This window comes from Streptomyces sp. NPDC048370, assembly GCF_043200825.1.
Taxonomy (GTDB): Bacteria; Actinomycetota; Actinomycetes; order Streptomycetales; family Streptomycetaceae; genus Streptomyces.
Genome location: NZ_JBICYI010000023.1, coordinates 68,770 through 82,113, shown reverse-complemented (window position 1 = coordinate 82,113; position 13,344 = coordinate 68,770). Strand labels below are relative to the sequence as shown.

The following is a 13,344-nucleotide window of genomic DNA, read 5'->3' as shown; positions in this document are numbered from 1 at the left end:
TCTTGTCCGCAGACTTCCGCCCGCGACCAGCACGAGCACCACGAGAGCCGATCACACCAGCCCTTTGACCTGGGACTTCAAGTTGGCGGAGGCTCCTTGCACTTCAAGGGCGGCAAGTACGGAGGGTGCGGCTTCACGTCGATCGCATGCCGGTCGTAGATACTCCCGAGATCGTCTACGACATACGGGATACGCACCCCGTGCTTCTTCTTCGGCTTCGCCAAGAATCTCTCCCCCACCCGCGATGACGACGGTGTCCCACTTGATCTTCCCCCAGCGGACGCAGCGCTCCGGTCGACTTGGCGGGGTTTCTTGGCCGGGACGTCGGAAGATCGAGGACCGCGCGGCGTCGTGCCGCTCAGCCGCACGTACGGGCCGTGTCGGAATGGGGTGGCCGCTACTTCTTCGGGTGCTGGTGAGGTGGTAGCCGTGACACGGGGGCAGCGGTACACCCGCTGCTCGCCACGGCCAGCGATGCTGGCCCGGGTCATGGCCACCTTCGCCGTGAGCTTGTCGCCATAGCGGACCTTGCCCGAGGGGCATGTCGAGGTGGGGCGACCGGGCGTGGTCCTCACCTACTTGCCTTTCCCGAGTTGGGCGACGCGGGGGACGGAGAGGCCGAGCAGCGCCCCCACTTCCGCCAGTGTGCGGCCTGTTCGTAGTTCCTTCACCGCGTCCTGCCTGGCCCGCCCGACGTCCACGACGGCCTCGCCCACCGCCGCACGCCGAGAGGAGGATGACCCTATGGGAAAGGTGAGCAAGGCGCTGATCGTGTGCACGGCAGCGAGTCTGGTCGCGACCGTGGTCACCACGGTCGCGGCCGGAATCCGGCCGCTGATCTGGATGACGTGGATCCTGCTCGCGATCGTGACCGGCACGGTCGCCGTCGCCGACCGGCGCGGCCCCCGCAGCTGACCCCGACTGGTCCTGGCCTCCGTCACCACCAGGTGGCGGAGGCCTTCGCATGACGTGCGGCCGGCAAGGCCGGAGGCTTCGGCCGAGCCGCCCGATGGAGAGGGAAGAAGTCCTCTTCCTGGTACAGGAAGAGGTGTCGGCGTCGCGAAAAGGTGACCCACTGGGGCTGACCTGCGGCGACAGACGGTGCCGTGAAATAGGTCGGCAACCAGTGAGGCGACCAGCCGGGCAACGCGTGAGGCACCCAGCCGGGCGACCGGCGAGGCAACGAATGGGGCAACCGGGTTCAGGCGCTGGCGGCACCCAGGAGCAGGCCGAGCAACGTCCCGCTCGCGAGGAAGGGCCCGAAGGGAACGGCCGACTTACGGGACGCCTTGCGAAACACGAGCAGTGCGAGTGCGTAGACGCCGCCGAGGACCTGCGCGGCCATCGCCCCCGCCACGAGGGGCGTCCAGCCGTACCAGCCGAGCGCGACGTCGAGGGCGAGCTGCACATCGCCGAATCCGAGACTGCGCGGGCTGATCAGGAAGAGCACAAAGTACCCGCCCACCATCGTGAGCATGCCCCCGAGCACCCCGGTGAACGATCCGCCCGCTCCGGGGAGGAGGGCTGCGGCGCCGAGCCCAGACAGGACAGGGGGCGGCGAGCGGCAGGGTGAGGACGTCGGGGAGGCGGTGCACCGTCAGGTCGACCACGGCCAGCAGGACGAGAACCGGGGCGGCGAGAAGCCAGACCATCAGCTCGGGGCGCGGTCCGGTGACGTGAGCAAGGAGCGCGCAGCCCAGCGCGGTGGTCAGCGTGACCGGAAGGACGGATGGCCCGGAGGGGGCGGCTGCAGGTTGCGCTGCGGGCGGGTTCGGTCGAGGTCCGGATCGGGTGACCCTGCGGGCAGTTGGCGCGCCTGGGTGTCTCGGGCTGGACGGAGAGGCGGTCTGCGGCGCGTGGGATGAGGATGCCGGCGGCGACGCCGTAGAGGGCGGCGAGGCGCGGCAGCTGGGTCACGTGACGAGGGTACGAGGCGGATTCATCTTGTCTGAGCGCCTGCGGATTCGCGGAGCCGGGGTGAATCGCCTGCGCGCCGGATGGTGACCCAGAGGGCTGGGTGGGGTGACCCGGTGGGGGTTCGGGGTTGGGTTGCCGATTGGGCAACCGTTTGACCTGCTGTTTTGTGGTTCTGGGTCACTTTCTGGGTCAGGGGTGCTGAGGACAGTCGACGACACGTGATCAAGGAAGTGGGGCCGTGTCGTGGACATCCGTGTCTTCAAGGGACTGAACGCCGAGTGGGCGCTGGTGTGTGCCGAGCCGGGCTCGGGTGCGCGGGTGCGGGGCTGGCTGGAGCGGGCCGGCGTGCTGCGCCGGGGCGAGGGCACCATGGAGTTGGAGGAGCTGCTCGGCTGGATCGGCGTGCGGGACCGGCGGTTGGGCCGTGCGCACAGCGACCGGTGGATGGGGGCCCTTCTGGCAGAGGCGTCGGGCGAGGGCGCGGACGCGCGGCTGGCGGCTCGGGTGGTGGTCCAGGCAATGCTGGACGGGGCTGTGAAGATGACGCTCTCGTTCCTGCGGCCCGAGCGGGACTTCGACGAGGTGGGGCAGGCCGTGGTGGCGAGCCTGTACGGAGTGGTCCGCTCCTATCCGCTGCACCGGAGTCAGAAGGTCGCCGCGAACGTGTTGTTGGAGACGTTGCACCGGGCGAGCCGGGAGCTGAAGAACGACGATCCTCGGGGGCTGGGGTGGGATCCGGCGCTGCTGGAGCTTCCGGGTGCCGAGAACGTCGCGGAGACCGCCTGCCGCAACGCGCTGGTGGAACAGGCCGTGGCCGGTGGGCTGGCGGAGGATCTTGCGGAGCCGGAGTCGGCGCAGGCCGAGCTGGCCGAGCTGCTGCTGTGGGGGGTGCAGAAGGGGCTGCTGACCCGGACGCGGGCGCAGCAGATCGCGGGCGAGGCGCGCGAGGAAGCTCGGTCGGCAGCAGAGCAGGCGGGGGTGTCGGCAGTGACGTGGCGTAAGCGGCGCAGCCGGAGTGTTGCGCAGTTGCGGGCGGTCGCCGAGCAGTGGGTGCAGGCCGCGTGAAGTTCTCCGAATTGACTTGGGCGCGGGTGTCACGTTCGGGCCTGGGCGGCTCCTTGCGGGGGTGGCACGGCGGATCGGCCGCCGGTGAGCCGGTACTGGAGGAGTCGGCTGTGGTGGAAAGGGTGTCGGATGAGGCGGTCCTGGTGCGGGCCCGCCGCCGTCTGGGAGAGCTGGCCGCGCTGTTGGAGGTCGCGCCGTTCTCTCCGGACACGGAGGAGGCGATGCGCGCCTATCTGCGGGATGAAGCTCCGTGTGCTCGTGAGGCGTTCGCCCGGTGGGCGGAGCTGCCGGAGCAGACCCGGCGCACACGTGCCGCGCGGCTGCGGGAGGCGCTGTCGTGAGGCGCCGGGTGGACGGCTCGGCCCGTGAGCGTGCGGGCGGACGGTCCGGGCCTCGGGGCCGGCGCCGGTCGAAGCAGGAGTCGGCCGAGCTGCCGGTGGAGGCCGGCGGGTGGGCGCTGGGGTCTTTGGGGGCTGCGGCGAACGCGGTGACGGTCCTGCGGCGGGCGGCCTGGGTGCTGCTGCTGGCCGGGCCGGCCCTGGGGGCGTGGGCGCTGCTGGCACAGCCGGACGTCGCGGTGGGTGCGGCTGCGCCGGAGCGGACCGTGAGTTCGGCCGTGGAAACCTCGGCCGGTCCGAGCGGGTTCGCGGAGTTGTTCGTGAGCGCCTACTTGGAAGCCGGGGAAGGGACGGAGGCTTCGCTGGCCGCCTTCTTGCCGGACGCGGAGTCGGTGGTGCTTTCTGCTGATCCGGGGAGCCAGGTGGTGGAGCAGGTCGCGGCGGTGCGGGTGCGTGCCGTCTCGGACGGCTACTGGGCGGTGACGGTCGCCGCTCGTATCCGCCCCATCAAGGCCGCCGCGGCCACGGAGCCTGCGGCGCAGGGGCAGGGCCACGTCGGAGCGGCGTCAAGGGTGGCAGTGCTGCGGTACTTCCGGGTGCCGGTGCGGTCCGGGCCCGCGGGGGCACTCACCGCGGTTTCGCTTCCTGCGGAGGTAGGTGCTCCGGCGGTCGGGAAGGCGCCCGCGCTCATCTACGGGCAGGGCGTTGACCCCAGCCAGGCGGATGCGGGGGTGCGGACGCTTGGAGGGTTCTTCGCCTCGTATCTGGCAGGCGAGGGGGAGCTGGACCGGTACATGACCCCGGGCAGCACGCTGACGTCGATCGTGCCGGCGCCGTACGCGTCGGCGAAGTTGGGGCGGATCGCGGAGTACGGGACGAAGGCGCCGGGAGCGGCTTTCCCCGAGGGCGCAGAGATTGCGGATGGAACCCGTCGGCGGCTGTTGGTGAACGTCACGGCGGCTGATCACGCAGGCGTCGAGCGGCCGCTGACGTATGCGGTCGCGCTGAAGGCACGGGATGGGCGGTGGGAGGTGGAGGCCGTCGAGGCGGCCCCTCTCCTTGCTGTCTCGGCTGGTTCTGGTGCGACGAAGGAAGGGAGCAACTAATGGGGAACGTGGTGGTGCTGGCGGATGCGCTCACCGACGCCGAGGGGCTGGGCTCACGGATCCGGGATCTGCTGGTCGGCACGGTGATGTCCGTGATGCTGGTGGTCTCGGTGATCACCACATGGAACAAGTCGAAGTCGGTGCTGGCCGCGGGCGCGGCGTTCCTGGGTGCGGCGGCGCTGTGGTTCGCCGTGATGAACGCGGTCGTGTTCCGCGACAGTGTCGGGGAGACGATCAAGCCGGGCGGGGGTGGTGTGCCGTCGGTGACCGAGGGGCGCGGGCCGGCGGTCGTCCGGGTCGTGGATCCGGCGGATGGTTCGGGTCCTGGCGGTGAGGTGCTGTGAGCGCGGACGCCGCGTCGGCCGGGGACGAGGTGCTGGTCGGCCGGTGCTACACGAAGGCGCGTCGGCATCCGCTGATGATCGGGAAGTGGCCGGGGGGCCGTGGCGCGATCTGGGGCGGCCCGTACACGGTGCCGCAGGCGATCGTGATCGCGGTCGTGTTCGCGGCCTTGATGCTGACGCGTGGGGTGTGGGCGCACTTCGGGCTGGTGAACGTCGTGATCGCGATCGGTGTGCCGTATGTGCTGTCGCTGGTGGTCCGTCATGTCCACATTGACGGGCGGAATCCGCTGCTGGTCGCGGTGAGTGCGGGCGGGGCTGTGGTGGCGCCGGCCGCGGGGCGGCTCGGTGGAAGGCCGGTGAAGGCCCTGGGCCGCTATCGGCCGCTGGTGGGTGTGTGCAGCGTGACCTGGACGCGAGCGGCGGCGCCTGATCAGGACGCGCGTCGGGTGGCCGGGGAGCAGGTGAACCCGGCGGCCCCGCCTTCGGCCGGGGAGGCCGTTTCTTCATCGGGAACGGGGGGCGGTCGGCCGGTGCCGGTGGCCGCCGGTCTATTGGCGTTGCGTCAGGAACGTGCACGCATTCAAGCGGTGCGTACGGATGGGCGGGGGTGTGAGCGGTGAGGATGCCGATCCGGCACGTGGCCGGGAACGTCGTGTGGACGACGCAGGGGACGGTCTGGGCGGTCTTTCGGGTGCAGGGCGCTGATACGGCTCACGCGTCGCGGCGTGCCAAGCAGCAGCGGCTGGGGTATCTGGAGGCGCTGGTCAAGCAGTTGCGGGGGGAGTCGATGCTGCTGAGTCTGTGCCCGGCGGTGGACCCGGCTGCGGTGGTGGCCAAGATGTGCGCGGACATCGACCTGGTTGCCTCTCCGCGCTACCACCGGAGCGTTGAGGTTCTGCGTGGTCAGTTGGAGCAGTTAGAGCTGACGGGACGGTCGGACTGGCTGGCTCTTCCCTTGCCGATGCAGCGGGGGGAGTCGGTGCGCGAGGTGTTCGCGGCCGCGCGCGCCGAGGTCGCCCTGGCGCTGGGGCTGCTTCCCCGGCCGGTGTCCGCGCGTGAGGAGGAGCTGCGCCTGGCCCAGGCGGAGCGTCTGGTGTCGATGTTGCCGTCGGGGATCGCTCTGCGTCCCGCGTCGACGGCTGAGGTGCTGTGGATCTACGGGCACAGCGCGCGGCGCGGCCTGGTCGAGCCGGTCCTGCCCGGTGGTGCGCAGGGCGAGCGGCGGATGCGGGGGCGCGGGCGGGGGGCGGCCGCGCTGGGGCAGGTGGTCCTGGCCGAGGGCGGCAACCTGCTTGCCGGGCAGGCCCAGGACGGCGATACGGCCGGCGATCGCGGGACGAAGGGGCGGGGGAACCCGTTCGCTCGGCGGTGGCTGGAGGTGACGACGGAGTGGGGGCCGTCGTACCAGGCGATGCTGGCGCTCGCCGAGATGCCCGAGACGTTCGCGTTTCCCGGCTCGGAGTATCTCGGCCAGCTGGACGATTTCTCCTTCCCCGTCGACTGGGTGGTGCGTCTGCAGGTGGCGGGCGGCGCGGAGGCGGAGGCCAAGAGCCGGCGCCAGGCGCGGGAGCTGGCCAACCAGTACCAGGAGTACGACGGGGAGACGGCCGGGGTGCCGGCCAGCGTCGACAAGGCGGCCTCGGGCCTGGATGAGTTCCGCGAGCGTCTGACGTCCTCCCAGACGGAGGTGGAGGTGCGGGCGATGACCGCGCTGTGCGTGTGGGGCGGCACTCCCGAGGAGGCGGAGCGGCGGGCTGGTGAGCTGGCCGGGCACTTCGCCGGGGCTGAGTACACCTTCGCCCGGCCGCGCGGTGAGCAGGAGAACCTCTGGTACGGGATGCTGCCCGGCGCCCGTACGCCTTCGGTGATGGCCCAGTACGCGCAGTACCTCCTCGCCCGCGACTTCGCGATGGCCGGCCCTTTCACCGGCAGCGCGCTGGGGGACGAGACCGGTCCCTTGTACGGTCTGCAGCTGGCAGGCGGCGGGGTACGGCCGGTGCTGTGCGACTGGTCGCGCGGTCCGAGGGAGAACGTGTCGGCCGCGGCCGCGTGGGTCGGCGAGCTGGGCAGCGGCAAGTCGGTGGGCATGAAGGGCGCCATGTTCTCGGTGCTCGCCGCCGGGCGGCGCCGGAATGGTGTGACGCGGGGCCGGGCCGTGGTGGTGGACCGGACCGAGCAGCAGGAATGGGTGCGCTTCGCCGAGGCATGTCCCGGCGAGACCGAGATCATCACCATCGACGACCAGGCGCGGATCTCTCTGGACCCGCTGAGGATCTTCACCAAGTCCTCGGAGGCGCAGCGGTTCACCGAGTCGTTCCTCACTCTGCTCCTGGGGCTGGCGCCGATGAGTGATGAGGGAATCGCCCTGTCGGAGGCGATCGAGGCGGTCCTTCAAGAGCCGAACCCCTCGATGCGGGTTCTGGTCGAGGAGCTGGCCAACCGGGGCGCGGGCGAGGACACGTTCGCGGCAATGGCGGCACGCCGGCTGGCAGCGGTGCGCCGCAAGGACCTTGCCCGCGCGGTGTTCGACGAGTCGCTGCCGGTGGTGCGTAACTCCACTGCCGACAGTGTGATCTTCGCCGTCGCTTCCCTGGCATTGCCGACGAAGAGCGAGCTCGAGGCGGGCCGGCTGGAGAAGCTGCAGTTCGAGAAGACGTTCGGTCGTGCGGTGATGTATCTGATCGCCGCCCTGTGCCGGAAGATCGTCTACGCGCAGCCGGATGAGTTCGCGGTCGTGGTGTGGGACGAGTGCTGGTGGCTCACCTCGTCCCCCGAGGGCCTGGACCTGGCGATCGAGCTGGTCAAGGACGGTCGCAAGCACAACGCGGGCGCCTGGTTCGGCGGGCACGACGAGGACGACATCGGCCCCGCCTCCAGCGAGAAGGGCCAGATGCTGCGCGGGCTGATCCCGCGCAAATTCCTCTTCCGTCACACCAACCGGAACCTCGCCCGAAGGGGCCTTGCGTTTCTGGGCTGCAATCCCGAGGACGAAGACCTGCTCACCCTGGTCACCACCGGTCTGTCCCCCAACCGGCCGGACATGAACGATGCGGAGCGGTCCGCACGGGCCGGCGAGTGCTTGCACCGCGATCTGACCGGCCGGATCGGCACCATGCAGGTCGTCATCCCGGCCGACCGGCAGGTCGCCGACAACATTCACTCCCAGCCCGTGCGGCAGGCGGCCTGATGCCCCGCCAGCCCCTCGTGCCCAGCGCGGCGCATCTGGGTGTGGGGATACGGGGCCGTGCGGCCGCTGTACTGCGGTGGCTGCGGCCGGGCCGGGCGATGCTGGTCGCGGTGGTGCTGCTGATGCTCGCCAGCGTTTCGTCGCTGACGCTGGCCTCCGTGGCCGCTGCCGCCCCGGAGCCCACCCCGTCCGCGACGACGCCTTGGCCGCTGGTGCCGCCGGTCGATCCGGACAATCCGCTGGCGCCCCCTCCGGTCTTCACCCCGCCCAAGGACGGCATCTCGCTGGAGGAGCTCGGCCGGGAGGCGGAGAAGAACGCGGCCGCCGAGAGGAAGGCGAAGGAGCAGAAGGCGAAGGAAGCCTGGGAGAAGGAGGTGGACAACTACCTCAAGACCCAGGCATCCCAGGGCGGTGTGCTGTCCGCGTTCGAGGTCACTGACCGCAACAACATCCCCGTCTCCGCCTACCGTGTCTATGCGGACACCGGTGACTGGAACGACTGGGACCTCAAGGTCGAGCACTTCCTCGTCGAGATGATGTTCCTCGGCAACAAGTGGCTGGTCTCCTTCGCCTGCTTCCTGATCGCCTGGGCGCTGTCGTTCTCCCTGGCCGGCCTGCTCCTCAAGCCCGCTCTGCAGATCTCGACCTCGCTGTATGGCGGGGTGATCATGCAGTTGGGGCTGCCCGCGCTGTTCCTGACGTTCTCAGCGGTGGTGGCCTCCTGGCACCTGCTGTTCGGCAACCGGGCGCGTGGGTGGGGCGAGATGGCCGCGGCGATGGTCATCTCCGCGCTCGCCGTCGGCGCGCTCGCCTCGCCGCCCCAGATGCTGCTGTCCAAGGACCGCGGCGCGGTCGCCGCGGTCCGCGACCTGGCGGTGGAGACCGCCGCGCTGGTCCTGGACAAGGAGGCCATCGACGCCGGCAGCACCGCCACGACGACGGCCGGAAACACGTGGGAGAAGCCCGGGCAGGGCGCGACGGTCGGGCAGCGGGTGCGCAGTTCGGCCGGCTCGATCGCCCGGCCCATCACCGACGCCTTGGTCGATGCGTTCGTCGCCCGCCCGGCGATGATGCTCTCCTACGGGCGGGCCTTCGAGGACCCGAAGGACGGTAAGGGTCCCAAGTGCGGCACGCTGTTCCGCCAGTCCCGTATTTCCCAGGCCGTATTCGACCAGAAGATCGACGAGATCCTGGCCGCCGACGACAAGTTCGTCAAGGACGTCCCCTTCATCGGTGGGACCCTCAGCGACCTCGTGGACGCGACGACCCAGCCCGCTGAGACCGTCATCCGCGAGAAGCTCGCCGCCAAGGGGCCGCTGAAGGAGTTCGAGGCCGCGTGCGTCAAGGAAGGCGCCGCGTCGGCGAAGAAGGCCAGCATGGAGAAGGTCGGCGGGGCCTTCTTCATGGTCATCGCCGCGTTCCTGACCTGCTTCTTCATGATCGCGCTGACGTTCAGCTTCCTGTTCGCCCAGCTGCAGATCGCCCTCGAGGCGATGATCGCGAAGGTCGCGCTCGCCTTCGGTGTCCTGCCCGGACCCGGGCGTGGCTGGCTCTGGGACCGCGCGACCGCCATCGCCCGCGCCCTGGCGCTCCTCCTGGTCTCCATCATCGCCATCGCGGTGTTCATCGTCGTCGTCAACACCGTCCTCAACGCCTCCGACGCCGACATCCCTGGCGGGATCACCATCCGTTTCGTCGTCCTGGACTGCGTCGTCGTCGGCGCCTTCCTCTACCGCAAGCGTCTGACGCGCGCCACCCGCTCTCTGACCATGCGGGCCCGGGCCCGCGTTGGCAACAGCGTGGCCGGCGGCGCGGTCTCTCCGTCCGACCTCGGCCAGCCGAAGCGCGCTGGGATGGGCAAGAAGCTGCTGATGGGCGGGCTCATGCTCGGCACGCTCGCCGCGACCGGCGGCGCCAGTGCGGCCGTCGGAGTCGGCCGGGCAGGTACGGGCCGTCTGGCCGCCAGTCTCGGAGGCCGTGCCCTGCGCGGTACCGGCCGTGCTGTGGCGGGGACGGCAAAGCTCGCCGGCCGCACCACCATCGCCGGCGCCAAGGGCGCGGTGAAAACCACCGCGCTTGGGCTCAAGGCGACGGTGGGGCTTCCGGTGTACGGGCCGCGGGCCGCCCGACGCGTCGGTGCCGCGGCTGCCGCCCTGCCCGGCCGGGCCGCCTCCGCGGGCGCGAGTGCGGTTGAGGGTGTGCAGCAGACGGTCCAGGCGGTGCACCAGAATGTCGTGGCGCCGGCAGCGGACTTCGGCGGGGAGTACACCCACAATCTGCGCTCGCTCGGCCGGATCGTGACCGGCCGGGGCGGGCTGGGCCGCTACAGCGCGCCGCGCCGCCCGGGCCCCTTCCCGCCCGCTCCGCCCGTACGACGCCCGCGTCCTGCACCTCGCCCGCAAACACCCCCACCGGCACCTGCTCCCGCTCCCGCCGCGCCGGCAGTACGGCGCCGTCCCGTGCCGCCGCGGGTCGTGCAGCCGCCGGCCGGAGCGGCCCAGGCCATGCTCCGGCAACGGCTGCACCGCATCCGGACCCAGCCCTCCCCTGCCCCCGGCGCCCCGCAGGCCTCGGCCACACCGCGCCCCGCCCGTCCTGCACGGACCCCGAATCCGGCACCGCGCGGCAGTCGGGGCCGGCCGTGAGCACGACGAAGACAGCGATTTGGGTCGGTTCGGTCCTGCTCGCTCCGCTGGCGTTCGTCGTCGGGCTGCTCATCCTCTTCGTCGCCGCCGTGGCCAGCGGGGCCTCCGGCCACGAGGAGGAAGCCGGACTTTCTTCGGCGCCGGTGGCCGGCACCGCCCCGGCGAGCGTCGCCGGGATCGGCCCGGTGGTCCTTGCCGCCTATACCCGGGCTGCCTCCGCCGTCACCGCGCGACGGCCGAAGTGCTCCGGGATGCGCTGGTCCGTCATCGCCGGCATCGGCAAGGTGGAGTCCGGCCATGCCTCCGGGCGCACGGTCGCGGCGAACGGCAGCGTGTCGCCCAGGATCTACGGCGTGCGGCTCAACGGATCCGGGGCGGGCGGGAACACCAGCGTCCACAGCGACACCGACCAGGGTGTTCTGGACGGCGATGACGTCTACGACCGGGCGGTCGGCCCGATGCAGTTCATCCCCTCCACCTGGCAGGGTCCCTCCGGGCAGGACGGCAACGGCGACGGCGCCAAGGACCCGCACAACATCTTCGACGCCGCCCAGGCCACCGGCGTCTACCTCTGCGGTAACGGGAGCAGCGACCTCACCGCCGACGCACAGCTCCGCAAAGCAGTTCTCCGCTACAACCAGTCCGGAGCGTACGCGGACGAGGTGATCGGCCACGTCCACGCCTACGACCAGCTCACCCCCTCCGGCTCCGGCCCGGCCGGTGCACCGGGCGGTGCGGCGTTCCACGACGGCGCCGCCGACTGGCCCGCTGCTGTGAGGAACCCCCGCTCCACGGCGGCGGCGATCAACTGGGCCCGCCAAGAGGCCGCCAGAGGAGGCCAGGACTGGTACCGGGCCTGTCTCGCTTTCGTCGCCCGCACCTACGGCTGGTCCTACTCCGGCGTCCAGTACGCCATCGACCACTACCGGCAGATGCCCGCCTCCATGCGCCACGACCGCGACCGCACTCCCCCGCCCGGAGCCTTGATGTACTGGGACACCGGAAAGCGAGCCGGGCACGTCGCGATCTACCTCGGCGGCGGGAAGATCGCCTCCAACGACATCCGGCGCAGCGGCTACATCGACATCGTCAACGCCACCGACATCGAAACCGTGTGGGGCGCCACGTACCTCGGCTGGGCACCGCCGTACTTCCCCAAAGGCGGATGACACCCCGACAAGGTCGCGGGCCAGGCAAACTCCCCCATGACCCGGGACGTCGGACCACGGATTGCCAATGCCCCGCGACAGGTGGTGACCCGTCGCTATTGGCCACCCTTGTCTGGAGACGGGCATTTGGGGCCGTCACCCGAACTCGGGACCACGCCTGCAGCGGCTCAAAGTGGTCAGGCAGCTCTACCTTCTTGCTCGGGTTGATCGAGCCATTCGTAGGGTTGGATCGCCCAGGGGTGCTGGGTGTGGCTATCAGGCGGCTGCCGTCTCGTGGTTTCCCTGGCTTCGCCGCCCGGCACCCCACGACGACTCGGCCGCCGATTAGGAAGTGCGAACAAGTCGCTGTGTAGAGCAATGCCGGCGAGGTCGTCCGTGGCACGAGCAGATCGAACACGCACGTCAGGAGCGCGATGAGCCGGATATAAGCGGGGATCGACAGCGGCAAGGGCCACCATCACGGCCTGGCCCTGGACACGGACGGCAAGACGCTGCTGTCGCGGCGGGTGGCCAACGACGAGCCAGAGCTGTTGAAGCTGATCGGCGACGTCCTGGACCTGGCCGACGGCCGTGAGGTCACCTGGGCCATCGACATGACCGGCGGGGAACCCGCACTGCTGTTGGCCCTTTTGGTCAGTCACGGTCAGGAGGTCCTCTACATGCCCGGCCGGCTGGTGAACCGGGCCTCCGACGGTTACCGCGGCGAGGGCACGACAGACGCCCGCGACGCCTACGCCATCGCCGACCAGGCCCGAATGCGCCGCGACCTACGGCCCGTTCGGCTCGGCGACGAGGCGGCCGTCGAGCTAAAGCTGCTGACCGGGCGACGTTCCGACCTGGTCGAGGACCGCACCCGTGTGGTCAAGCGCCTGCGCGGCACCCTGCTGAGCATGTTCCCTGCCCTGGAGCAGGCCCTGGACGTAACCAACACCGGCCCACTCCGGTTGCTGACCGGCTACCAGACCCCGGCTGCGATCCGCCGCACCGGTGTCGCTCGGCTGACGAGGTGGCTGGCCAACCGCAAGGTCCGCTACGCCAGAGCCCTGGCCGAAGCGGCCGTCGAGGCCGCCGAGCGGCAGCACACATCCATTCCAGGGGAGAAGACCGCCGCGAGGCTGGTCCACACCCTGGCCGAGGAGGTGATGGCCCTCAATGATCGGATCGCCGAGATGGACAAGCTCATCGAGGGGCGGTTTTGCGAGAACGAGCTCGCCGACATCGTTCTGAGCGTCCCCGGCATCGGCACGACCCTCGGTGCCGAGTTCCTTGCCGCCGTCGGCGGGGACCTGGATGACTTCGACTCCCCGGACGCCCTGGCCGCCTTCGCCGGCGTCGCTCCCAGACCGCGCGACTCGGGCAAGGTCAGCGGCAACCTAAACGCGCCGAGAGTAAGAAGCACGTCCAGGCCGTGCTCGCCCTCGCCCGCCGACGCGTCAACGTCATCTGGGCCCTGATCCGTGACCGCCGGTGCTACCAGGTCACACCTCCGGTCACCGCGACTGCCTCACTGTTGGGGCACGCATTGTCCGCGTACCCGCCAATGTCCCAGTCGAGTACGTGTGAACGTGCCCAT

10 protein-coding genes and 1 pseudogene are annotated in these 13,344 nt (G+C 70.7%); 10 read left to right on the top strand and 1 reads right to left on the bottom strand.

Annotation, left to right across the window (positions count from 1 at the left end; genetic code table 11):
• Positions 1 to 744: 744 nt before the first annotated feature.
• Positions 745 to 915, top strand: coding sequence for a hypothetical protein (locus ACGFYP_RS33870; RefSeq protein WP_393501817.1), 171 nt, complete (start codon positions 745 to 747; stop codon positions 913 to 915).
• Between the two features lie 286 nt (positions 916 to 1,201).
• Here the strand turns inward: ACGFYP_RS33870 and ACGFYP_RS33865 are convergent, their stop codons facing one another.
• On the bottom strand, positions 1,202 to 1,477 hold the full coding sequence (locus tag ACGFYP_RS33865; protein WP_393501815.1) for a hypothetical protein: 276 nt from the start codon (positions 1,475 to 1,477) through the stop codon (positions 1,202 to 1,204).
• Between the two features lie 683 nt (positions 1,478 to 2,160).
• On the opposite strand from ACGFYP_RS33865, the gene ACGFYP_RS33860 reads away from it, so the two are divergent.
• From ACGFYP_RS33860 to ACGFYP_RS33820, 9 genes and pseudogenes are all read left to right on the top strand, one after another.
• Positions 2,161 to 2,982: a hypothetical protein gene (locus tag ACGFYP_RS33860; RefSeq protein ID WP_393501813.1), complete on the top strand. Its 822-nt coding sequence runs from the start codon at positions 2,161 to 2,163 to the stop codon at positions 2,980 to 2,982.
• A 122-nt stretch (positions 2,983 to 3,104) separates the two neighbouring features.
• Positions 3,105 to 3,323, top strand: a complete 219-nt coding sequence (locus tag ACGFYP_RS33855) for a hypothetical protein (RefSeq protein WP_393501811.1) — start codon at positions 3,105 to 3,107, stop codon at positions 3,321 to 3,323.
• Between the two features lie 173 nt (positions 3,324 to 3,496).
• On the top strand, positions 3,497 to 4,426 hold the full coding sequence (locus ACGFYP_RS33850; RefSeq protein ID WP_393501809.1) for a conjugal transfer protein: 930 nt from the start codon (positions 3,497 to 3,499) through the stop codon (positions 4,424 to 4,426).
• A gap of 8 nt (positions 4,427 to 4,434) precedes the next feature.
• The gene (locus tag ACGFYP_RS33845; RefSeq protein WP_393501807.1) at positions 4,435 to 4,770 is read left to right on the top strand and encodes a hypothetical protein; all 336 of its coding nucleotides are present in this window, start codon (positions 4,435 to 4,437) and stop codon (positions 4,768 to 4,770) included.
• On the top strand, positions 4,767 to 5,390 hold the full coding sequence (locus ACGFYP_RS33840; RefSeq protein WP_393501806.1) for a hypothetical protein: 624 nt from the start codon (positions 4,767 to 4,769) through the stop codon (positions 5,388 to 5,390). The genes ACGFYP_RS33845 and ACGFYP_RS33840 overlap by 4 nt, the downstream gene beginning before the upstream one ends.
• Before the next feature lie 2 nt (positions 5,391 to 5,392).
• The gene (locus tag ACGFYP_RS33835) at positions 5,393 to 7,957 is read left to right on the top strand and encodes an ATP-binding protein (RefSeq protein ID WP_393501829.1); all 2,565 of its coding nucleotides are present in this window, start codon (positions 5,393 to 5,395) and stop codon (positions 7,955 to 7,957) included.
• Positions 7,957 to 10,602, top strand: coding sequence for a hypothetical protein (locus ACGFYP_RS33830; protein ID WP_393501804.1), 2,646 nt, complete (start codon positions 7,957 to 7,959; stop codon positions 10,600 to 10,602). Before ACGFYP_RS33835 ends, ACGFYP_RS33830 begins: the two co-directional genes overlap by 1 nt.
• Entirely contained in the window at positions 10,599 to 11,771 is a 1,173-nt protein-coding gene (locus tag ACGFYP_RS33825; protein WP_393501802.1) for a hypothetical protein, read from the top strand. The genes ACGFYP_RS33830 and ACGFYP_RS33825 overlap by 4 nt, the downstream gene beginning before the upstream one ends.
• Before the next feature lie 434 nt (positions 11,772 to 12,205).
• Positions 12,206 to 13,275: pseudogene (locus tag ACGFYP_RS33820) on the top strand (IS110 family transposase); the annotation flags it as partial.
• Positions 13,276 to 13,344 lie beyond the last annotated feature (69 nt).

Excerpts from the sequence above, each read along its gene's own strand:
- ACGFYP_RS33870 (WP_393501817.1), top strand. The coding sequence starts at position 745 with ATGGGAAAGGTGAGCAAGGCGCTGATCGTGTGCACGGCAGCGAGTCTG.
- ACGFYP_RS33865 (WP_393501815.1), bottom strand. The coding sequence starts at position 1,477 with ATGCTCACGATGGTGGGCGGGTACTTTGTGCTCTTCCTGATCAGCCCG.
- ACGFYP_RS33835 (WP_393501829.1), top strand. The coding sequence starts at position 5,393 with ATGCCGATCCGGCACGTGGCCGGGAACGTCGTGTGGACGACGCAGGGG.
- ACGFYP_RS33830 (WP_393501804.1), top strand. The coding sequence starts at position 7,957 with ATGCCCCGCCAGCCCCTCGTGCCCAGCGCGGCGCATCTGGGTGTGGGG.